The 20890-nt window shown below is 71.4% G+C and carries 19 protein-coding genes; 8 read left to right on the top strand and 11 right to left on the bottom strand.

The window, feature by feature from the left end:
* Nucleotides 1-119: 119 nt before the first annotated feature.
* From OHU35_RS28335 to OHU35_RS28305, 7 genes are all read right to left on the bottom strand, one after another.
* Nucleotides 120-1712, bottom strand: a complete 1593-nt coding sequence (locus tag OHU35_RS28335) for an ABC transporter ATP-binding protein (protein ID WP_359886590.1) — start codon at nt 1710-1712, stop codon at nt 120-122.
* Nucleotides 1709-2707 carry an ABC transporter permease gene (locus tag OHU35_RS28330; protein ID WP_405507323.1) on the bottom strand — a complete coding sequence of 333 codons (999 nt, stop codon included), beginning with the start codon at nt 2705-2707 and terminating at the stop codon, nt 1709-1711. Before OHU35_RS28330 ends, OHU35_RS28335 begins: the two co-directional genes overlap by 4 nt.
* On the bottom strand, nt 2704-3738 hold the full coding sequence (locus OHU35_RS28325; RefSeq protein ID WP_405507322.1) for an ABC transporter permease: 1035 nt from the start codon (nt 3736-3738) through the stop codon (nt 2704-2706). The genes OHU35_RS28330 and OHU35_RS28325 overlap by 4 nt, the downstream gene beginning before the upstream one ends.
* A gap of 4 nt (nt 3739-3742) precedes the next feature.
* Complete coding sequence (locus tag OHU35_RS28320) at nt 3743-5461, bottom strand: ABC transporter substrate-binding protein (protein ID WP_359886599.1); 1719 nt, start codon at nt 5459-5461, stop codon at nt 3743-3745.
* A gap of 173 nt (nt 5462-5634) precedes the next feature.
* Nucleotides 5635-5727, bottom strand: a complete 93-nt coding sequence (locus tag OHU35_RS28315) for an Ms4533A family Cys-rich leader peptide (RefSeq protein WP_310851085.1) — start codon at nt 5725-5727, stop codon at nt 5635-5637.
* A 68-nt stretch (nt 5728-5795) separates the two neighbouring features.
* Nucleotides 5796-7277, bottom strand: coding sequence for a DUF3152 domain-containing protein (locus OHU35_RS28310; protein WP_405507319.1), 1482 nt, complete (start codon nt 7275-7277; stop codon nt 5796-5798).
* Nucleotides 7278-7285: 8 nt separating this feature from the next.
* A complete protein-coding gene (locus OHU35_RS28305; protein ID WP_189723089.1) occupies nt 7286-8383 on the bottom strand; it encodes an alpha/beta fold hydrolase in 1098 nt (365 codons plus the stop codon).
* Between the two features lie 216 nt (nt 8384-8599).
* Between OHU35_RS28305 and OHU35_RS28300 the strand changes: the two genes are divergently transcribed.
* From OHU35_RS28300 to OHU35_RS28285, 4 genes are all read left to right on the top strand, one after another.
* The gene (locus OHU35_RS28300; RefSeq protein WP_189723088.1) at nt 8600-8824 is read left to right on the top strand and encodes a hypothetical protein; all 225 of its coding nucleotides are present in this window, start codon (nt 8600-8602) and stop codon (nt 8822-8824) included.
* Between the two features lie 205 nt (nt 8825-9029).
* Nucleotides 9030-9671 carry a TetR/AcrR family transcriptional regulator gene (locus tag OHU35_RS28295; RefSeq protein WP_184590732.1) on the top strand — a complete coding sequence of 214 codons (642 nt, stop codon included), beginning with the start codon at nt 9030-9032 and terminating at the stop codon, nt 9669-9671.
* A gap of 135 nt (nt 9672-9806) precedes the next feature.
* Nucleotides 9807-10034: a DUF3107 domain-containing protein gene (locus tag OHU35_RS28290; protein WP_189723087.1), complete on the top strand. Its 228-nt coding sequence runs from the start codon at nt 9807-9809 to the stop codon at nt 10032-10034.
* 237 nt (nt 10035-10271) lie between these two features.
* The gene (locus tag OHU35_RS28285; protein ID WP_189723086.1) at nt 10272-10544 is read left to right on the top strand and encodes a hypothetical protein; all 273 of its coding nucleotides are present in this window, start codon (nt 10272-10274) and stop codon (nt 10542-10544) included.
* Between the two features lie 167 nt (nt 10545-10711).
* Here the strand turns inward: OHU35_RS28285 and OHU35_RS28280 are convergent, their stop codons facing one another.
* The gene (locus OHU35_RS28280) at nt 10712-11467 is read right to left on the bottom strand and encodes a ferritin-like fold-containing protein (RefSeq protein WP_189723085.1); all 756 of its coding nucleotides are present in this window, start codon (nt 11465-11467) and stop codon (nt 10712-10714) included.
* 481 nt (nt 11468-11948) lie between these two features.
* Between OHU35_RS28280 and OHU35_RS28275 the strand changes: the two genes are divergently transcribed.
* Entirely contained in the window at nt 11949-14705 is a 2757-nt protein-coding gene (locus OHU35_RS28275) for a DEAD/DEAH box helicase (protein ID WP_405507315.1), read from the top strand.
* A 108-nt stretch (nt 14706-14813) separates the two neighbouring features.
* Nucleotides 14814-15686 carry an alpha/beta fold hydrolase gene (locus tag OHU35_RS28270; RefSeq protein ID WP_189723083.1) on the top strand — a complete coding sequence of 291 codons (873 nt, stop codon included), beginning with the start codon at nt 14814-14816 and terminating at the stop codon, nt 15684-15686.
* A gap of 19 nt (nt 15687-15705) precedes the next feature.
* Here OHU35_RS28270 and OHU35_RS28265 read toward each other — a convergent pair whose 3' ends face one another.
* On the bottom strand, nt 15706-16599 hold the full coding sequence (locus tag OHU35_RS28265; protein WP_189723082.1) for an NYN domain-containing protein: 894 nt from the start codon (nt 16597-16599) through the stop codon (nt 15706-15708).
* Between the two features lie 229 nt (nt 16600-16828).
* On the opposite strand from OHU35_RS28265, the gene OHU35_RS28260 reads away from it, so the two are divergent.
* Nucleotides 16829-16981 (top strand): hypothetical protein, encoded by a 153-nt coding sequence (locus tag OHU35_RS28260; protein ID WP_010047718.1) that lies wholly within the window; start codon nt 16829-16831, stop codon nt 16979-16981.
* A gap of 133 nt (nt 16982-17114) precedes the next feature.
* A complete protein-coding gene (locus OHU35_RS28255; protein WP_405507312.1) occupies nt 17115-19184 on the top strand; it encodes a trypsin-like serine peptidase in 2070 nt (689 codons plus the stop codon).
* Between the two features lie 9 nt (nt 19185-19193).
* Here the strand turns inward: OHU35_RS28255 and OHU35_RS28250 are convergent, their stop codons facing one another.
* Entirely contained in the window at nt 19194-19799 is a 606-nt protein-coding gene (locus OHU35_RS28250) for a MarC family protein (protein WP_359886619.1), read from the bottom strand.
* Nucleotides 19800-19971: 172 nt separating this feature from the next.
* On the bottom strand, nt 19972-20829 hold the full coding sequence (locus OHU35_RS28245; RefSeq protein ID WP_405507310.1) for a PHP domain-containing protein: 858 nt from the start codon (nt 20827-20829) through the stop codon (nt 19972-19974).
* Nucleotides 20830-20890: the final 61 nt, after the last annotated feature.

Here is a 20890-nt window from a genome sequence, read left to right as displayed (position 1 = left end):
GGTCAAGGCGGTGGTACGACGGACGGTTGTCCGTCGTACCACCAAAAGGGGTGAACGGTCGTAACTTTCCCGTGCGGGTCGCGTTCCGTCGCGCTAGGAGATCAAGCGGACACGGATCGTCATGCCGCGGCCAACTCCCGTCGCTCCGCCCGGCGTCGCGCGGCGGCCTCCGGATCGAGCGCCGGCACGGCGGCCAGCAACTGCCTGGTGTACGGCTCTTGTGGCGATCCGTACACCTCGGCGACGGGCCCTTCCTCGACGATTCCGCCCTTCCGCATCACCGCGACCCGGTCGCTGACCTGGCGTACGACGGCCAGGTCGTGCGCGACGAAGACCAGCGCGAGCCCGAGTTCGCGCTGCAGCTCCCCCAGCAGGTCGACCACGTGCGCCTGAGTGGTGACGTCGAGGGCCGAGACCGGCTCGTCGCAGACGATGACGCGCGGGTCGGCCGCGAGCGCCCGCGCGATCCCGATGCGCTGGCGCTGGCCGCCGCTGAACTCGTGCGGGTAGCGGTCGTGGTGCGCCGCTTCGAGCCCCACGCGCTCCAGCAGTTCCGCCACGCGCTCCCGGATGCGCCCCTCCTCGGACTCGCCGCGCGCGCGGAGCGGATCGGCGATGGACTCGCCCACGGTGCGACGGGGGTTGAGGGAGGAGACGGGGTCCTGGAAGACCATCTGCACGGCCGGGTTCACCCCGGTGTGCGCGCGGCCGTCGAACCTCAGCGATCCGGCCGTCGGCTCCAGCAGCCCGACGAGCATGCGCCCCAGGGTCGTCTTCCCGCTGCCGCTCTCGCCGACGATGCCGAGCGTCTCACCGCGCCGCAGGGTCAGCGACACCTCGTCCACGGCCGTGAACGCCCGCTTCCCGCGCCCGAACACGCGCCTCAGGCCCCTCGCCTCCAGCACGACCTCCTCGGGCTCCGACGAAGCCTTCCGGGGCGCGTCCAGCCGTGGCACCGCGGCCAGCAGTTCCCGGGTGTACGGCTGGGCCGGCGCGCCCAGCACACCCGACACCGGGCCGTGCTCGACCGCCCGCCCGTGCCGCATCACCAGCACCTCGTCGACGCTCTCGGCGGCGACGCCCACGTCGTGGGTGACGAGCAGCAGGCCCATGCCGGTCTCCTCGCGCAACGTGTGCAGCAGGTCGAGGACCTGGGCCTGGACGGTGACATCGAGCGCGGTCGTCGGCTCGTCGGCGATCAGCAGGCGGGGCTCGCACGCGAGCGCCATGGCGATCAGGGCGCGCTGGCGCATACCGCCGCTGAACTCGTGCGGCCGGGAACGGGACCGCCGGGCCGCGTCCGCGATACCCACCCGGTCGAGGACCTCGACGGCACGCGCGCGTGCCGCCCGCCGGGACACCCGCGCGTGGGCGCGGTACACCTCGGCGATCTGGTCACCGATCGCGTAGTACGGGTCGAGGGAGGACAGCGGATCCTGGAACACCATCGCGGCCTGGCCGCCACGCAGCCGCCGCAGCTCCTCGTCGGAGGCCCGCTGCACGTCGGTGCCGGCCACCTCGACCGAGCCCCCGACCCGTGCTCCCGTGCCGCGGTGCAGGCCGAGCAGGGCGGACGCCACGGTCGACTTGCCGGAGCCGGACTCGCCGACCAGGGCCAGGGCGGCGCCCTGCTCCAGGCGGAAGGAGAGTCCGTCGACGGCCCGCAGCTCGCCGAAGTCCACGCTCAGCTCGGTCACGTCGACCAGGCTCATGTCAGCACCACCCGTCGGTCGGCCACCGCGTACAGCACGTCGGCGACGGCGTTGGCGAGGACCACGAAGAAACCGATGACCAGGACCATGCCGACCACGACCGGCAGGTCGACGACCTTGACGGCATGGACGAGTTCCTGTCCGATGCCGGGCAGGCCGAAGAGCGTCTCGGTGAGCACCGCGCCGCCGATCGCCGACCCGACGTTGTTGGCGTTCAGCGCGATGACCGGCGCGAACGCCCCGCGCAACGCGTGCCGTCCGACGATCGACCGTTCGCCGACGCCGTACGCGCGGAAGGTGCGGATGTGGTCCTCGGCCAGCGTCTCCAGCATCGACGCCCGGGTCAGCCGGGCGAACGCGGCGGCCTCGATGAGGGCCAGTGACAGCCAGGGGAGCACCAGGTTCCACGCCCACTGTTCGGGGTCGTCGCCTAGGGCGACGTACTGCGGGAAGTTCAGCAACTGCAGCTCCCCGCAGACGACGATCATCAGGACCAGGCCGATGACGAAGACCGGGGTGGCCGTGCCGGCGAGGGTGATGCCGGTCAGCACCCGCTCGGAGAACCGGCCGCGCCGCCAGGCGGAGAGCACGCCGGTGCCGACGCCGAGGAGCAGCCAGAGCACCATCGCGCCGGACACCAGGGACAGACTGACCGGGAGCTTTGCCCAGATCAGCTGCGTGACCTGCTGGTCGCTCTGGTACGACAGACCGAGGCAGGGCGCGGAGCAGTGCTGCACGGACGTACCCGTCGAGTAGTCCTGGCCGGCGACGAGCCCTTGCAGGAAGTGCCAGTACCGGGCGAACAACGGGTCGTCCAGGTTCAGCTGCCGGGCGACCTGGTCCACCTGTTCCGGTGAGCAGCGCGGGCCGCAGGTGATCTGGGCGACGTTGCCGGGAGTGACGTAGAAGACGACGTAGACGATCACCGAGATGGCGAGCAGGGTGACCGCGGCGCCGACGGCCCGGCGCAGGACGAAGCCGGTGAGACCGTTCATGCCGCACCTCCCCCGGCGGCCTTCGAGTCACGCCCGCGCTCCTCGGCCGCCCTCGACTCCCGCTTCCGCCCCGTCCCGATGCGCAGCCGTGAGGCCGCGCGCGGGTCGAGCGCGGTGCGCACGCCGTCGCCGAGGACGGTCAGGGCCAGCACCGTCACGAACAGCGCGCCCGCCGGCAGCAGCAGGTACTGCGGGGCAGCCTGGTACCAGACGTCGGCGGCGGTGAGCATCTGTCCCCAGGAGGGCGTCGGCGGCTTCACGCCGACGCCGAGGAAGGACAGCGCGGCCTCGACGGTGATGTTCGACGGGACGAGCAGCGCGGCGTACGTGATGACGGGCGCGGCGATCCCGGGCAGCAACTCGCGGCGGGCGATGCTCCAGGTGCCCCAGCCGCTGAGCCGGGCGGCGGAGACGTGGTCGAGTTCCTTGAGGGTGAGCGTCTGCGCGCGCACGATCCGGGCGATGTTGCCCCAGCCGATCAGGCCGATGACGAGCGCGACCAGCACGGGCCGTGGGAAGCTCGACGGCACGATCGCGAGCAGCGCCAACGACATGATCATGAGCGGCATCGCGACGATGATGTCCGTGAACCGGCTCAACAGTTGATCAACCCATCGCTTCCCGAGTGCGGCCGCGACCCCCATGGTGATCCCGATGGCGACCTGCACGACGGTCGCCGCCAGCGCCACGCCCAGCGAAACCCGTGCACCGTACGTCAGCCGGGCGAACAGGTCGCGTCCGGTCTGCGGTTCGACGCCGAGCCAGTGGTCGGCGCTCATGCCGCCGAGCGGCCCGATGGGCACGCCCCCGCGCGCGGAGTCCACCAGGGAGGGGTGGTAGGTGGTCGGGTCCTGGCCCTCCAGCGCGGTGAGCAGGGGTGCGGCCAGCGCGACCAGGACGAGCAGCGCGACGACGACCGCTGCGACGAGGGCGGCGCGCTGCGTGCGCAGCCGCCGCCAGAACCGACGGGCCCCCGAGGCCCCCGGAGCGGACGCTCCGGGAGCCTCGACGGCGAGAACTGCCTCGCTCACGGCGCTACTTCACCGCGACCTGGGAGATGTCCAGCACACCGGTCCAGTCACTGATCACGATGTTCTTGACGTCCTCGCCGTACAGACGCTTGTAGACGGGGTGGAACAGCGGGACGGTCAGGGCCTTCTCGCCGATCTTCTTGTCCAGTGCACCCCACCTCTTGGCGGCCTGGTCAAGATCCGTCAACTTGTTGATCGCGTCAATCTCGGCATTGACCGACTTGTCGTTCAGCAGACCGGTGTTGAAGTTCGCACCGTCCTTGACGATCTGCCGGCCGTCGAAGATCGGGGCGAGGAACGGACCGCCGGAGGGCCAGTCGGCACCCCAGTGGGCGAGGAAGAGGCCCGGCTCGGTCTTCACGCTGTGGATCTTGTCCTTGTAGTCGTTGTCCTCCAGGCCCTGCAGCTTGACCGTGATGCCGGCCTTCTTGAGCGCGTCCTGGATCGCGGTCGCGATCTCCGGGCTGGTCTCGAAGTCCTTGGCGTTGGAGTGCGTCAGCGTGATGGTGAGACCGTTCGGATGTCCGGCCTCCTTCAGCAGCTCCTTGGCCTTCTGCGCGTCACCGCCCTTGCCCGCCGGGAACAGGTCGTACGGCGTGTACCCGAAGGACTTCTGGTCGGGCAGGAAGGTGGTCGCGGGCTCGGCGAGCGCAGAACCGCCTGCGGCGTTGACCACCGACGACCGGTCGATGGCGTACGAGATCGCCTGCCGCACCTTGGCGTTGTCGAACGGCTTGATGGTCGGGTTGAACGCGATGTAGTTGGTGTAGCCGAAGTGCCCCGTGCCGACGCGAGCCGCCAGCTCCTTGTCACCGGTCACCTTGGCGAGCTCGGCCGGGCCGAGGTTGGTGTCCGTGGTGACCGCGGCGGCGTCCGCTCCCTGGGACGCGGAGAGCCGCTGGTTGATCACGGACGAGTCGAGCCCGGACCGTACGTCGATCTTGTCCGGGTAGGCCTTGCGTTCGGCGTCGGTCGAGGCGGACCAGTGCGTATTGCGCTCCAGGGTCAGCCGCTCACCGTCGTTCTCGTTCCTCACGACCTTGTAGGGCCCGGACGAGACCGGGTGCTCCTCGTACTTCGTGCCCGTGTCCTTGCTCTTCGGGACGGGCGTGAACTGCGTCTGCGTGGCCAGGTAGGGGAACTCGCCCTCGGGCTTGTTCAGATGGAAGACGATGGTCCGCTCGTCCGGCGTCTCGATCGCGTCGAGGCCCTTCTTGTCCTTGTACGGGCCCTGGTAGTCGGCGGCCCCGACCAGCCAGTCCCGCAGATAGGGGGCGCCGCCCGACAGCTCGGGGGCGAAGGAGCGCTCGATGCCGTACTTGATGTCGGCCGAGGTGATCGGGGTGCCGTCCTCGTACTTGAGGCCCTTCTTCAGGGTGTACGTCCACACCGTCGCGTCCTTGCTGGGGCGCCCGGTGTCGGTGGCGAGGTCGGGGACGACCTCGGTGCCGGCGGCGCCGTCCTCGCGGTTGCGGGTGGTGAGCGTACGGAAGACCAGGGACGGGACGTTTCCGCCGCCGGAGGTATACAGACGTGCCGGGTCGAAGTCCTGCTGGGGGTTGGCGTTCAGGACCGTGAGGGTGCCGCCCTTGTGGGGCGTGGAGTCGCCGCCGGCGCCCTTGGCATCGTTGTCCTTCGGCCCGCAGGCGGCGGCGCCCGCTGCCAGGACCAGGCTGACGGATGCCGCGGCCACGCGGCGCGCTGTGACGGACGGTTGGCGCATCGGAATGACGACCTCTCGATGATGTCTCGGATCGCGAGACGAGATGACGAAGGGTGAGACGAAGAACATCAGACGTCTGCCCGGCGCCGGGTCGTCGAAGAAGCCGTGGCCGAAGAAGCCGTGACCGGGTCACGGAGAGCATGGGTTTTCGCGACGCGCGCCTGGGGCGGGCGTCAGCAACAGTGAATGTCGGCCACGCAGAGCGGGGTCACGCCGATGAGCGCCAGCTCGATGGCGGCGCGAACGGAGGCGGGACGGGGCGACATGCGCAGAAATATGTACGACTTTTCTGCGCATGTCAACGCGCGGTGCGGGCCGGTCCCTGTGATGCCCGTCAATTCCCGGGGTAGGCCCAGGGGTTGGCACGGCAGCGAATGCCGTCATGGTTCAGGAACTTGGTCTGCTGCTGCATGACCGGGGCGAGATCGCCGTCCTTGTCGCAGGTCACGTGGTTGTAGCCCAGGCGGTGTCCGACCTCGTGGTTGATCAGCATCTGCCGGTAGGCGTGGATCTTGTTGTCGCCGTACGTCGGCGAGCCCTGCGCCCACCGGTAGGCGTTGATCATCACGCGCTCGGTCGCGGCCGAGTCGCAGGAGACGTTGTCCACGGTGGTGTCCAGGCCGGACTTGGCACACCAGTCGGCGGTCGTGCCGGGGCTGGCGAGAGTGATCACGAAGTCGGGCGTGCCCGAGTAGATGCGCTCGAAGGTGTGCGCGCCGTTGTGGGCCCAGCTGCGCTGGTCGTTGAGCGTCTTCTGCACGGCCTCGGCGAAAAGCTCGCCGTCCAGCCCGAGCCCCTGCTCCACGTCCACGCGGTAGGTGTGCTTCTGCCCCGTACCGGGCGCCTTCGCGATTCCGGGGACCGCGTCGAACTTCCCCGAGCCCTTGAGCTTGGCACCGAGCGGGTACGTCCTGGCCATCTTCTGGTCGTACGTGAGCGGCTTCGCGTCGGAGTCCGGGGCGGGAGTCTGCCCGCCCCCGTGGGGCGCGGAGCCCCGGAGGTCGCGGGCCTGGTCGGTGGCGGACTGCGACTGCACGCCGGCACCGCCCTGGTCGTCGGCGACCTGGCCGGCGACGACCACGGCCAGCACGGTGGTGACGGCGGCGGCCGCGATGCCGGTGAAGGTGCGGCCCTTGCCGCCCTTGACCGGCGCGGGCGTGCCGGTGGGCTCCGCGTGGTCGTGGTCGTGGTCGTGGTCGTCGAAGGGGGTGTCGGCCGGGGTGCCCGCGCTCCAGTCCGTGACGGAGGCGTAGGCGTCCGCCGCGTGCGCGGAGGCGGCCGTACGGGGAGCGAAGACGTCGTCCCGTTCACCGAAGGCTTCGAGATACTCCTGCCGCGGCCCGGGCACGGACGCCCGCCGCTGCCGCGGTATGGGAGCGGTGCCCCGGCCGTTCTCCGTCAACTCACCCCAGCCACCGCCGGGTTCCCGCTGCTCGGGGTGGCCTCCACGGGCAGGCAGGAAGCCGTGCGCGGGGGTGCCGTCGGGCAGCCGCGGCACGCCGCGCCCCGGGGTGCCGTCCGGATTCCATCCGTCGGGCAGGTGCGGCATCCCGTACGGCGGCGTGCCGGAACCCGGCGTGGGCCCGGAACCCGGTGCGGGCCGCGGCCCCGGTGTGCGGCGAGGGCCCGCGCCCTGGGGCGGCCGGCCGCCCTGCCCGGCGCCGGGCGGTGCCGGCCGGCCTCCCCGGCTCGGGTCCGGTGCCTGGCTCTGCTCTGGTCTCTGTCCCTGCGCCGATCCGGCCCGGTCGTCCCGTACTGCGGTCGCGTCCGCGGTGTCGCCCTTGGCGACGGCCCCGCGGCGGCTGTGGCGTCCCACGTCGCGCCTCAGCCCCCCATGCTCTCGTCGGTGCTTTCCCTGTCGACGGCGTCGCCCCCGGCGTGCGCCCGGCCCGTGCCCGGACCGTCCGTGCCGGACTCGCTCCCGCCCTTCGCCGCGCTTCGTGCCCGTCGTGCACGCCGTGTACCCAACTCTCCCGAATCCTCGAGGAGTTCGCGAAACGCCAGGGCCACCGTCTCCGGGTACTCCATCATGGCCACGTGCCCCGCGTCCGGCAACGTCACCAGCCTCGAGTCGCGAAAGGCCCGGGCCGCCTTCTGGGCCATGCGGAAGCCGACCAGTTGGTCACGGCCACCGTAGACGAGGAGGGTCGGCGCGAGAACGCGCTCGGCCTGGCGCCACAGCCCCTGCTGGCCGCCCAGCGTGTACGCGTTGACGATCCCGCGCGCGGACCGCGCCATCGCGTCCCAGAAGTATGGCAGCCGCAGCCGCCGCTCCATCTCCTGCACGGCGTTGCGGAAACCTTCCGGCGTCACCTGCCCCGGATCCCCGTAACACAGCGCCATCACGCCGCGGACCCGCTGCTCCGCCGTCCAGGCGCGGGTGAGCCGGGTGAAGAGCAGGGCGACACCGGGCACCGCCAGCAGCCCCGTGGGCACGGCGGAGCGCTGCACGCGGATTTCCGGCAGGGCAGGCGACACGAGCGTGAGCGTACGGACGAGATCGGGCCGTACCGCGGCGACACGGGTGGTGATGGCGCCACCGAGCGAGTTCCCGAACAGGTGCACGGGACCGCGCCCCGAGGCGTCGAGGTAGCGGATGACCGCGCGCGCGTGCCCCGTGACGGAGTAGTCACCGTCGTCCGGCGGCGGGGAGTCGCCGAAGCCCGGCAGGTCGACGGCCTCGCTGTCGACTACCTCCTCCAGCAGCGGCATCAGCGCCGACCAGTTCTGCGAGGAACCGCCGAGCCCGTGCACGTACAGGGCCGGAGGCAGCCCCTCGCGCGCGGGTGGTCGCGAGCGCACCGTCAGCGAGACCCCGGGCAGCTCGACCGACCTCAGCCGCTCGCCCTCCGCGACCCTGACGCCCCCCACCTTCGGCAGCACATTGGCGGGCGGCACGAACGGCAGCTCGGTCGAAGACATGCGGCAATGTTACGAGACGATCACGCAGTGGCTCATGTGTTCGCCTGTGTTCGCCGTCACAAGAATCGGACAGGAGCAGTTCAGGGGATGCGCACTGCGTCACACCCCGGACGCGGATCGCATAGCGTCCGGATCGGGTGTCTCCTAGGCTCGTACAGAGGGCACCCGCGTGTGGCCCCTGCATTCTCAGGGACGTTCGTAGGAAGGGAGCCCAGCATGGCCGTAGACCCCACCGACCCCGAGACATTCGAGGCGGAGGAAGCGCCGGAGGCGCAGGAGTACGACGTCGAGGCCCCCGAGGTCGACGCGGCCGAGCAGCGCGCGGACCTCGCACCGGACCGCGACGACCCGCTGACCGGCGTCGACCCGGACCGCGCCAACGAGGCCGACCTGGCGGAGCAGGCCCGGGTCGTCTCCCTCGACGAGGACGACTACCGGTGACAGCCCCCACCGGGGGCGGCGAACAGCGCCAGTAACAGGAATGAGGCTGCATTTTGCCCGCTCTGCCCCTGTTTGAAACCTTCGCAACCGCTTTCGCAACCGTCCGGTCCGTGAAATTCTGCGCTCTCACCGCGCACACCACGGTTACCGAAAAGTACGATGGCGACGCGGCCAGATCCGCACGTGGACGACTATGGGAGGCGGCGTGACAGCCATCGAGCAGACAGAGGCGGTTCGCCCGCGGGGCACACGCCTGCCACGCCGTGCCCGACGCAACCAGCTCCTGGGAGCCGCCCAGGAGGTCTTCGTGGCCCAGGGCTATCACGCGGCGGCGATGGACGACATCGCCGAGCGCGCGGGCGTCAGCAAGCCGGTGCTCTACCAGCACTTCCCGGGCAAGCTCGACCTCTATCTCGCACTGCTCGACCAGCACTGCGAGTCGCTCATCCAGGCCGTGCGCCACGCGCTCGCCTCGACGACGGACAACAAGCAGCGTGTGCGGGCGACGATGGACGCGTATTTCGCGTACGTCGAGGACGACGGCGGTGCCTTCCGCCTGGTCTTCGAGTCGGACCTGACGAACGAGCCCGCCGTGCGCGAGCGCGTCGACAAGGTCACCAACGAGTGCGCGGAAGCGATCTGCGACGTCATCGCCGAGGACACCGGCCTGTCGCGCGCGGAGTCGATGCTGCTCGCCTCGGGCCTGGGCGGCCTCGCCCAGGTCGTCGCGCGGTCCTGGCTGCACAGCGACCGCAGCGTGCCCCGCGATCAGGCGGTGCAGCTGCTGACCTCGCTGGCATGGCGCGGCATCGCGGGCTTCCCGCTGCACGGGACCGAGCACCACTGACGGGCGCTTTGTTCCCGCCCGATGTTCGCTCGTGGCGTTCTCGGGCGGGAACTGTACGTCCCCTCGCCGGGCTAATGTGTGCTGCGTACGGCGCGGAAGGTCGCGCACATCACTGACCGTCGGAGGGACATAGCCGTGGAGGTCAAGATCGGCGTGCAGCACGCGCCCCGCGAGATCGTTCTGGAGAGCGGTCAGAGCCCCGAGGAGGTCGAGCGCGTCGTGGCCGAGGCACTGGCCGGAAAGTCGCAGCTGCTGAGCCTCGTGGACGAACACGGCCGCAAGATCCTGGTCCCGGCCGACCGTCTCGCGTACGTCGAGATCGGCGAGCCGGCCCCGCGCAAGGTGGGCTTCGGCGCGCTGTAGGCGCGTGAGTGGAGCGGGGCGGGACGGCCATCGGCCGTCCCGCCCCGCTTCGCGTTCTCTCTCCGAGCGGTCCCCCTGTGGTCCCGGAGCAGTCCCCGAGCAGTCCCCGTGCGGCACCTGGCTTCCTCCACGGATGGAGCACAGAGCGCCCACAGAATGGGATTGGATTCCGCAGGTCAGGGGTAAGACGGGCTACGACCGATTTGAGCACGCCGGCCATGTGGGAGGGACCCCGACATGCTCCTGGAAGCGCTGAGCTCCGCGATCCTCGGCCTGGCTCTGGCCTGGGCGGCCACCCAACGCCTGTCGCACCGGCTCCCGGCCCGCCCCCTGGTCCTGTCGACCGGTGTCGCCGGAGCCCTCTTCGGGGCGTTCGTCATGCACAGCGCGCTCGAGGCCGGGCATCTGCTGCTGGTCCTGCTCGGCGCGGTGATCGTCTCGGTGGCCTCGCTGTCGTTGCTGCTGCGCCCGGCGGGACGCCACCTGCGCCGACGATCAGCCACGGCGTAGCCGCAGCCGTCAGGGGCGGCGGACAACGCCCCTGAAAGGGGCGCGGGGAACTGCGCGACCAGCCACCGGCGGCCCGCAGCCTCCCCACAGCCCGCGGAAGCGCACACCGCGCTCATGCCGACAGCCGCGATGCACGCGATGCAGCCGAAACCACCCCTGGCGGAACGCTACGCGGCCAGCCCCAGCGCGGCCATCCGCTTGGTGTGGGCCTCGGTGATCCGGGAGAACATCTTGCCGACCTCGGCCAGGTCGAAGCCGTCCGCGACGCCGCCCACCAGCATGGTCGACAGCGCGTCCCGGTCGGCGACCACCCGCTGCGACTGCGACAGGGCCTCGCCCATCAGCCGCCGCGCCCACAGCGCGAGCCGTCCGCCCACCCGCGGGTCGGCGTCGATGGCGGCACGCACCTTCTCCACGGCGAAGCCGCCGTGGCCGGTGTCGTCGAGCACGGCCAGCACCAGATCGCGGGAGTCGGAGTCCAGGCGGGCGGCGACCTCCCGGTAGAAGTCGCTGGCGATGGAGTCGCCGACGTACGCCTTGACGAGCCCCTCCAGCCAGTCCGAGGGGGCCGTCTGCTTGTGGAATCCGTCGTAGGCGCCGACGAAGGGCTCCATCGCCCGCGTCGGCTCCTCCCCGATCTCGGCGAGCCGGTCGCGCAGCCTCTCGAAGTGGTGGAACTCGGCCGACGCCATCTTCGCCAGCTCCGCCTTGTCCGCCAGCGTCGGCGCCAGCTTGGCGTCCTCCGCGAGCCGCTCGAACGCCGCCAGCTCCCCGTATGCGAGCGCGCCGAGCAGGTCCACGACAGCGGCGCGGTACTGCGGGTCGGCGGAGGCCGTCGCCCAGTCCCGGGCGGCGACTCCGGTGTGTTCGGCCGGGGTGGCGGTGGTGTCCGAGGCGTTCTCAGGCTTGTCAGAGCTCGTCATGAAGCGCACAATAGCTCGCCCGCCGGAAGGCGTAAGGCCCTGGTCAGTCACTGTGACAACGGCTACGTGACCAAATCGGCCATCGCATGTGCGGGAATCCGGGGTATGGTGGTAATGCGCCTGCTGGTACTTCGACGTACCTCGACAGGCCGCACGTATGAGGATGCCCGGTCGGTGGCCCGATCGGCTCCGACCCGACAGACCTCCGCGTCCGTATGGCACTGTGCGTACGGAGCCCGGAGGGACACCCTCAGCGGTACGAGCGCTAGAGCGTCGACAGTGGTCCCGTGCCCAACGGCACCGCCGCAAGGCCGCCGACGTCCCCGGCACGGTCCGTACACGACCCGCGCGCTCGCCTCGCACCGCCCCACACAGAAGAGGCAGCACCCTGACTACGACGTTCCGAGAGCTCGGAATCCTCCCCGAGACCGCCGAGGCCCTTGAGGCCGTCGGCATCACCACCCCCTTCCCCATCCAGGAGATGACGCTGCCCGTGGCCCTCACGGGCACGGACGTCATCGGCCAGGCCAAGACCGGCACCGGCAAGACGCTGGGCTTCGGCCTCCCGCTCCTCGAGCGCGTCACCGTCCCCGCCGATGTCGAGGCCGGACGCGCCAAGCCCGAGGACCTCACCGACACCCCGCAGGCACTCGTCGTCGTCCCCACGCGCGAGCTGTGCCAGCAGGTGACCAACGACCTCCTGACGGCAGGCAAGGCCCGTAACGTCCGCGTGACGGCGATCTACGGCGGCCGGGCCTACGAGCCCCAGGTCGAGGCCCTGAAGAAGGGCGTCGATGTCGTCATCGGCACCCCGGGCCGGCTGCTCGACCTCGCCGGGCAGAAGAAGCTGAACCTGAAGCACGTCAAGTGCCTGGTCCTCGACGAGGCCGACGAGATGCTCGATCTGGGCTTCCTGCCCGACGTCGAGAAGATCATCAACATGCTTCCGGTCCGGCGCCAGACGATGCTGTTCTCGGCGACCATGCCGGGCGCGGTCATCGGCCTGGCCCGCCGCTACATGTCGCAGCCCACGCACATCCGCGCCACGGCGCCGGACGACGCGGGCGCGACGGTCGCGAACACCACGCAGTTCATCTACCGCGCGCACAACATGGACAAGCCCGAGATGGTCTCGCGCATCCTGCAGGCCGACGGCCGCGGGCTGGCGATGGTCTTCTGCCGGACGAAGCGGACGGCGGCGGATCTCGCCGACCAGCTGAAGCAGCGCGGCTTCGCCTCCGGCGCGGTCCACGGCGACCTCGGCCAGGGCGCCCGCGAGCAGGCCCTGCGCGCCTTCCGCAACGGCAAGGTGGACGTGCTCGTCTGCACCGACGTCGCCGCCCGCGGTATCGACGTCGAGGGCGTGACCCACGTCATCAACTACCAGTCGCCGGAAGAGGAGAAGACGTACCTGCACCGCATCGGCCGTACGGGCCGCGCGGGCGCGAAGGGTACGGCGATCACGCTCGTCGACTGGGACGACATCCCGCGCTGGCAGCTGATCAACAAGGCGCTGGAGCTGGGCTTCAACGACCCGCCGGAGACGTACTCCACGTCCCCGCACCTCTTCTCCGACCTCGGCATCCCCGAGGCCACCAAGGGCGTCCTGCCGCGCTCGGAGCGCACGCGCGCCGGGCTGGACGCGGAGGAGCTGGAGGACCTGGGCGAGCCGGGCGGCCGGGCGCCGCGCGGGCGCGGGGCCCGCAGTGGCCGCGGCGGCCGGGAAGAGTCCCGGCCGGCCGAGCGCGAGCGCTCCGAGCGCACGCCGCGACGCCGCCGCCGTACCCGCGGCGGAGCGCCGCTGGGCTCGGCACCGGAGTCCGCCGGCACCGGCGCACCGGACACCACGGCCGCCGGCGGCACCGCCGAGGCGGACGCCGTCACGACTCCGCGCACCCCGCGTCGCCGCCGCCGCACCCGCGGTGGTGCCCAGGCCGAGTCGGCGCCGGTGACGGCCGTCGAGTCCGCACCGTCCGAGCAGGCGGCGAACGCCGTCGCGACGGCGGAGGGCACGAGCGCGGAGACGCCCGAGGCCGCGAAGCCGCGCCGGCGCCGTACGCGCCGGTCGGAGACGCCGGTGGTGGAGACCGAGGCCGCGGTGACGCCGTCGGCCACGGAGTCCGCGGCCGTCGCAGACGATGCCCCGGTGACCGCACAGCCCGAGGCCGCCGCCACCACGCCGCGTCGCCGCACCCGCAAGAGCACGGCGGCGTCCGCTGCCGAGCAGGCGGTCGACACGGCCGAGGGGACCACCGAGTCCGTTGCGGAGCCGGTGGAGACGAAGCCGCGGCGTACCCGTAAGACCGCGGCGAAGGCCGAGGCCCCCGCCGAGCAGGCCGGGACCACGGAGCCCAAGCCGCGCCGCACGCGCAAGGCCGCAGCCGCGGCCGAAGCAGCCGTGGACACGGCCGAGGCCGCCGAGGCGAAGCCGAGGCGTGCGCGCAAGGCGACGGCAGCGGCGGAAGGCGCCGTCGACGCAGCCGAGACCGCGGAGACCAAGCCCCGTCGCACGCGCAAGACCGCCGCAGCGGCCGAAGCAGCCGTCGACACGGCCGAGGCCGCCGAGGCGAAGCCGAGGCGTACGCGCAAGGCGACGGCAGCGGCGGAAGCCGTCGATGTGGCAGAGGCCACGGAAACCAAGCCCCGCCGCACCCGCAAGACCGCGGCAGCGGCCGAGGCAGCCGTCGACACGGCCGAGGGCACGGAGGTCAAGCCGCGCCGCCGCACCCGCAAGGCCGCCGAGGCAGTCGAGACCGTCGCCGCCGGGATCCCGGCCCAGACGGCTCAGGAGCCCGAGCCCGTCGAGGCCAAGCCGCGCCGTGCCCGCAAGGCGGCGCCCAAGGCCGAGGCGAGCGTCGACACGGCCGAGGGGACCGAGGCGAAGCCGCGCCGCACGCGGAAGACCGCCGCAGCGGCTCCGGAGGCCGAAGCCGCCGAGGTCAAGCCGCGCCGGACGCGGAAGACCGCAGCGGCGGCCGAGGCAGCCGTCGACACGGCCGAGGGCACGGAGGCCAAGCCGCGCCGCCGCACCCGCAAGGCCGCCGAGGCAGTCGAGACCGTCGCCGCCGGGATCCCGGCCCAGACGGCCCAGGAGCCCGAGCCCGTCGAGGCCAAGCCGCGGCGCACACGGAAGACGGCCGCTGCCGCCACGGCCTCGGCCGAGGGCGCGGCCGAGGCGAAGCCCAAGGCCCGCCGCACCCGCAAGGCCACGGCCACCGCGGAGCCCACGGAGGGCTGACACTCCACCCGACGGCCCGGTCCCACCCAGGTGGGGCCGGGCCGTCGGCGTTCACGTGTGCGCAAAGCCACCCACCGGAGAGCGCACCCCACCCGCTACCCTCACCCCGTGAGCAGGCAAGCCACCTTCACCCCGCCCCCCGGCGCCCGCGCATACCCCCTGCGCACGGCCCGCGGTGAGTTCGCCGTCGTCGACTCGTCACCGAAGGCGGGTGCGCAGGTCAGGGGAGTCGTCCTGATGCTGCCCGGATTCACCGGGAGCAAGGAGGACTTCAGCCTGCTCCACGAGCCGCTCGGAGAGCGCGGGTACCGGCTCGTCGCCGTGGACGGACGGGGTCAGCACGAGTCGGACGGGCCGGTGGCCGACGAATCGGCCTACGCCCAGCGGGAACTGGCCCGGGACGTGCTCGCGCAAGCCGAGGCGGTCGGCGTTCCCGTGCACCTCGTCGGGCACTCGCTCGGCGGGCAGATCGCGCGTGCGGCCGTGCTGCTCGACCACGCCCCCTTCCTCTCCCTCACCCTGGTCTCGTCCGGCCCGGCGGAGATCTCCGTCTCCCAGCAGCAGCGCGTGAAACTGCTGCGGGACGCGCTCGCCGTCATGGCGATGGAGGAGGTGTGGGGGGCGATCCAGGCCATGGGACCGCCGGAGGAGGTCGGCGGGCCCGCCCGCGGCATCGGCGACCAGGAGCAGTTGCGCCGGCGCTGGATGGGCAACAAGCCCGCCCAACTGCGCGCGACCGGCCACCAGTTGTGCACCGAGCCGGACCGCGTCGCCGAACTCGCCGCCGTACCGCTGCCGTTCCACGTCCTGTCGGGCGCGCACGACGACACCTGGCCGGTGGCGATCCTCGACGACATGGCCCTGCGGCTGAACGCGCACCGCACGGTCATCACGGGGGCCGAGCACTCCCCCAACGCCGACCGGCCCTTGCCGATGGCCGCCGCCCTCGCCGACTTCTGGGACAGCGTCGGGACGGTCTAGTACCGCACGTCCAGACGGTCTAGTACTGCGCCCTCAGATGCTCCCAGAAGCCGTCCCGCAGGGCGCGCCGCAGGTCGGCCTGCCCGCGCAGCGAGTACTGCAACAGTCCCTCCGCCTCCACGAGCAGGTCCTGGTCGACCGAACCGGGCAGATAGGGATGGCCGTGCAGCAGCTCCCCCAGCGTGTCCCGGCCGCGTGCCGCCAGCCACTTCGCCGCGATCTGGGCCCCCACGAACCGCACGTCCTCGCGGGTCGGCCGGCCCGTGGTCGCCTCGTAGGCGGCGGCCGTGCGGCGGGAGACGTACGGCTTGAAGAAGTCGAGGTCGAGCGTGCGCTGGCTGTCGACCTCCCACAGCAGGGGCTCCGCCTGGTTGCGGCCCTCCGGCGCCTCGATGCCCCACAGGTGGACCCGGGCGCCGTAGCCCTGTGCCGCCTCCACCGCCGACACCAGGTCCTCGTCGCCGCCGAGCAGGGCCGCGTCGCTGATGGCGCGGTGCCGGGCGAGTGACTCCAGGTCGGAGCGGATGAGCGAGTCGACGCCCTTCTGCTGGTTGTTGGCGTTCAGGTTGCCCAGTCGCACCTTCACGTCCGGCAGTTCCGCGATGGTCTGCTGCTCCGCCGTGTGGATGCGGCGGCGGGCGCCGTCATACCAGTAGACCCGCAGCAGCCTGCTGTCCGCGAAGATCGTGCGGGCCTTGTCGATGAGCGCGTCGATCAGGCCCTCGGCGTCCAGGTCGAAGGCCCGGCGGTCCTCCGTACCGGCGACGAGCCGTCCCGCGGCCGCGTAGAGGTACCCGGCATCGACGAAGATCGCATGGGTCGAGGGTGTCTTCGCCACCTCGGCGAGCATGCGCTGGAGCAGCTCGTTGGTGCGGTCGATGCGGGCGCTCAGGGCCGCGAGGTCATCGTTCATCACCTCTATTGTCCCGGCGGTCACGCTGCGAACACAAATGGTCCCGGTCGGTCTCGTAACGACACTCTTACGGCTCGGTAATTAGCCGTTCGAAAAATTTCCTTAGCGTAGGGAATGTTTGAACCATGCAGTCCTGTTGACCCATACGGAACACCGGGCACCGAAGCCTCGTGGGCCGCCACACCAAGTAGTTCTCCTCAGGAGGATGACCAGACGAAGGGAGAAGCCCTTGCGCTTCGAAATCATGCACCTCGACGATGTCGACGGCACGCCCGTGGACACGACCGTCGTGGACGCCGCCTCCGTCAACCGGATCGTTCAGCAGGCCGCCGCCACCGGGCAGCGCCTCTGGATCCGCCCGGCCGGGACCACGGCCTCATAACGCGCGCAGCTCTCCCACACTTCGGAGCCCCCGCCCGGCATCGGCCGAGCGGGGGCTCCGCTGTTGCGGACCGCTGTGGCCGGGGGCGTACTGGCTGAGGGGTCCAGCGAGAGAGAACAGGACGGTGGGACACATGTCCGTGACGGGCCGGTCGAACGAGGAGCTGCACGACCAGGCGGCCGAGGCCGCGCAACGGTACGAGGACTCCACCACGGAGCGGGAGCGGGTCGAGGACCGGCTGGCGGCCGGCGTGCGGTTCCCGGACACCCCGGACGCGCTCGCCGTCCGCGCCGACCGGATCCTCGAGCGGGGCGGTCTGTCGCCCTCGGCGGTCGTGGCGGACATCCACGGCGAGGCCATGGACCTGCCCGACGCCAACGAACGCATCATCGACCTGTCCAACGAGCTCCAGGCCTGGAGCTTCCTGCCGCGCGGGGTCAGGGCCGGGACCTCGGTCGCCCGGATCACCCTGCGCCGCGACGGCCGTGAGCTTCCGCACGGCACCGGCTTCCTGGTGTCGCCGCGGCTGATGATGACCAACCACCACGTGCTGCCCGACGAGGGCTTCGCCCGCCGGTGCTTCGCCGAGTTCAACGCCCAGGTCACGGTCGACAACATCCCCGACACCGCCGTCCGCATGGAGCTCGACCCGGGAGCCTTCTTCGCCGCGGACAGACGGCTGGACTTCGCCCTGGTCGCGGTCACGCCCGCCCCGGACGGCCGCCCGCCGGGCGAGATCTTCGGCTGGAACCGGCTCAGCGTGCAGCTCGGCAAGCTGGTGCTCGGCGAGAAGGTGAACATCATCGGTCACCCGGACGGGCGCCTCAAGGAGATCGTTCTGCGCGACAACGCGGTGCTGGTACGGCTCGACGACTTCGTCCACTACCGAACCGACACCCGCCCCGGCAACTCCGGCTCCCCCGTCTTCAACGACCAGTGGGAGGTCGTGGCCCTGCACCACAGCGGTGTGCCGAAGAAGGACGACCAGGGCCGCGTCCTGCGCAAGGACGGACAGCCCTGGCGCCAGGGCGACGGCGACGACGCGATCGAGTGGGTCGCCAACGAGGGCGTCCGCATCAGCTCGGTCCTGAAGCACCTGGCCGGGCTGGACCTCGACCCCGCGCGGCGTGCCCTGCTGACCGAGATGGGCCCGGACTCGGGCCTGGACCAGAGCACGATCGCCGCACCCGCACCCGCGCTCGCCTCGCCGGCGGTGCCCGGCGTCACGCCCACGCCGACCTCCGGCGCTCCGGTCACGGAGAGCGGGACGGATGCCCGCAAGCCCAAGGCCGGACGCCCGGCCCGGAGCACCGCCTTCGGCGGCCGCCGGCACCTGGTCTTCCTGCACGGCAGGGACCAGCACGAGAAGGAGCCGGACGAGCTCCGCCGGACCTGGGCATCCGGCCTGAACCGCGGACTCACCCTCGCGTCCCTGCCCCCGGTCGACCCGGAGGACGTCTGGTTCCCGTTCTACGGCACGAGACTGCACGACCTCGTGACCGGCAGGGAGAGCACGGCCGAGGCCATCAGCCTGGACGAGGTGAGCGCCGCCGCTGCCGCCGAGGTCTTCGCGACGGAGTCGCCCACGGGTTCCTACGAGCGACTGCTCTACGAGGCCGCCACCCGGGCCGGCATGCCGCAGGACGGGCCGGCGGCCACGGAGGGCTTCGGGGCGGGACTGGTCGGGGCCCTGCACCGGCCGCTCAGCTGGCTGGCCGCACGGTCCGACCTGGACGAGTGGACCATCGCCACGTTCCTGCGGGACGTCGACCTGTACCTCGGCGACAGCGCCGTACGGCAGTCCGTGCTGGACAGCGTCATGGAGACCATGCCCACCACCGGCGAACTGGTGCTGGTCACGCACAGCCTGGGCACGGTCGTCGGCCTGGACCTGCTGACCCGGCTCCCGGACGGTCTCGACCCGGTCCTGCTCGTCACGGCGGGCAGCCCGCTCGGCCTGGACGGCGTCAACGAACGGCTCCTCGCCCACGGCCCGCACCGGCCGCCCCGGGTGCGTGACTGGGTCAACGTCTGGTGCCCCACCGACGGGGTGGCCATCGGCTGCCCCCTGGAGGACGAGCGCTGGGGCAAGCTCACCCAGCTGGCCGTCTCCAACGGCCGCGACCGTGCGCACAAGATCGATGAGTACCTCGCCCACGCGGGAGCGGCCGGTGCGATCGGCTCGGTGCTCGGCCGGACCTGACGCGCCCCGTCAGCTCCCCTGGATCACCTGCGTGACGCCGTTGATGATCTGCTGCACGGCGATCGCGGAGAGCATCATGCCCGCGAGCCGCGTCACCAGGACCACACCGCCGTCCTTGATGATCCGGATGATCACCAGCGAGTAGCGCATCACCAGCCACAGCACGACATGGATGGCGAGGATCGCCGCCCACACGGAAACCTGCGCGGCGGCGCTGTGCGCCTTCTGCACGGCGAGGATGACCGACACGATCGCCCCGGGCCCGGCCAGCAGCGGCATGCCCAGCGGCACGAGGGCGACGTTGACGTCCTTGGTCTGCTTCGGCTCGTCGGTCTTCCCGGTGAGCAGATCGAGCGCGATCAGCAGAAGCAGCAGCCCACCCGCGATCATCAACGCGGGCACGGAGACATGCAGGTAGTTGAGGATCTGGTGCCCGAGCAGCCCGAACACGGTGATCACACCACCGGCGACACAGACGGCCTGGAAAGCCATCCGCTTCTGCACCTTGCCGGGCCGGCCGGCGGTGAGCGCGAGGAAGATCGGGGTGATCCCGGGGGGATCCATGATGACGAAGAGAGTGAGGAAGAGGGAGCCGAAGACGGCAACATCGAACATGGGTGAGCCTTGCGGGGTTACAGGAGAGCGCGGTGGGCACCATCGGGCCACAACCGCTGTGGGCAAACGTTCCGTTGGGGGTCCCCCCAGGCCCTTGAGGCACTGGAGGAGGAACGGGTGGGCACAGCGGACAACGCCGAGTGCCTGAAAGCGGACCTACAGGAGAGAAACCTCAGACCCCGCCGGCCCCCGGCACGGGAAACGCCCCGAAGGCCCGCCGAGTGATCTCCCCGTACACCTCGGGATCCGTCGTGTACTCCCCGAGCACGCACGTTTTCCGGCTGCCGTGATAGTCACTGGACCCGGTCACCAGGAGCCCCAGTTCCTTCGCCAGCCCCCGCAGCCGCGCCCGCGTATCCGCGTCGTGGTCCATGTGATCGACCTCGACGCCGTCCAGCCCGGCCGCGGCCATCTCGGCGATCGCGGCCTCCGGCACCGTGCGCCCCCGCTTGCTCGCCCCGGGATGCGCGAACACCGCGACCCCGCCCGCGCCCTTGACCAGCCGGATCGCCTCGAAGGGGTCGGTCTCGTGCTTCTCCACGTAGGCCCGGCCGCCGTCGGCCAGCCAGTCCTGGCTGAAGGCGTCGTTCACGGTCGGCACCACACCCAGCTCGACGAGCGCGCTCGCCACGTGCGGACGCCCGACGGACCCGTCTCCGGCGATCCGCGCGACCTGCTCCCAGGTCACGGGCACGCCCAGCCCCTGAAGCTTGGCGATCATGCCCTGCGCCCGGGGCACCCGGTCGTCCCGGACCAGCTCGCGCTCGGCGAGCAGCTCCGGTTCCTCGGCGTCGAAGAGGTAGGCCAGCATGTGCATGCTGATGCCGTCGAGCCGGCAGGAGAGCTCGGCCCCGGTGACCAGTGTCAGCCCCTCGGGCAGCGCGGCGATCGCCTCGGCGTGCCCGCGGGTGGTGTCGTGATCGGTGAGCGCGACGACGTCCAGCCCGGCCGCGCCAGCCTTCCGCACCAGCTCAGCCGGGGTGTCCGTGCCATCGGAAGCGGTGGAGTGGGTGTGCAGATCGATACGCACGACACGGACTCCAGACACTGACGGGACGAACAGGGCTGCTCAAGGATAACCGGATTTTCAA

Source organism: Streptomyces purpurascens (assembly GCF_045040895.1).
Taxonomy (GTDB): domain Bacteria; phylum Actinomycetota; class Actinomycetes; order Streptomycetales; family Streptomycetaceae; genus Streptomyces; species Streptomyces purpurascens.
Note: the sequence above shows the minus strand (reverse complement) of the source record. Positions and strands in the feature narration are given on the sequence as shown.

Coding starts and splice junctions, on each gene's coding strand:
- OHU35_RS28265 (WP_189723082.1), bottom strand. CDS start 16,599: ATGAACGATGACCTCGCGGCCCTGAGCGCCCGCATCGACCGCACCAAC.
- OHU35_RS28335 (WP_359886590.1), bottom strand. CDS start 1,712: ATGAGCCTGGTCGACGTGACCGAGCTGAGCGTGGACTTCGGCGAGCTG.
- OHU35_RS28280 (WP_189723085.1), bottom strand. CDS start 11,467: ATGACGAGCTCTGACAAGCCTGAGAACGCCTCGGACACCACCGCCACC.
- OHU35_RS28255 (WP_405507312.1), top strand. CDS start 17,115: ATGTCCGTGACGGGCCGGTCGAACGAGGAGCTGCACGACCAGGCGGCC.
- OHU35_RS28285 (WP_189723086.1), top strand. CDS start 10,272: ATGCTCCTGGAAGCGCTGAGCTCCGCGATCCTCGGCCTGGCTCTGGCC.
- OHU35_RS28300 (WP_189723088.1), top strand. CDS start 8,600: ATGGCCGTAGACCCCACCGACCCCGAGACATTCGAGGCGGAGGAAGCG.
- OHU35_RS28305 (WP_189723089.1), bottom strand. CDS start 8,383: ATGTCTTCGACCGAGCTGCCGTTCGTGCCGCCCGCCAATGTGCTGCCG.
- OHU35_RS28250 (WP_359886619.1), bottom strand. CDS start 19,799: ATGTTCGATGTTGCCGTCTTCGGCTCCCTCTTCCTCACTCTCTTCGTC.
- OHU35_RS28320 (WP_359886599.1), bottom strand. CDS start 5,461: ATGCGCCAACCGTCCGTCACAGCGCGCCGCGTGGCCGCGGCATCCGTC.
- OHU35_RS28330 (WP_405507323.1), bottom strand. CDS start 2,707: ATGAACGGTCTCACCGGCTTCGTCCTGCGCCGGGCCGTCGGCGCCGCG.
- OHU35_RS28275 (WP_405507315.1), top strand. CDS start 11,949: ATGACGCTGCCCGTGGCCCTCACGGGCACGGACGTCATCGGCCAGGCC.
- OHU35_RS28315 (WP_310851085.1), bottom strand. CDS start 5,727: ATGTCGCCCCGTCCCGCCTCCGTTCGCGCCGCCATCGAGCTGGCGCTC.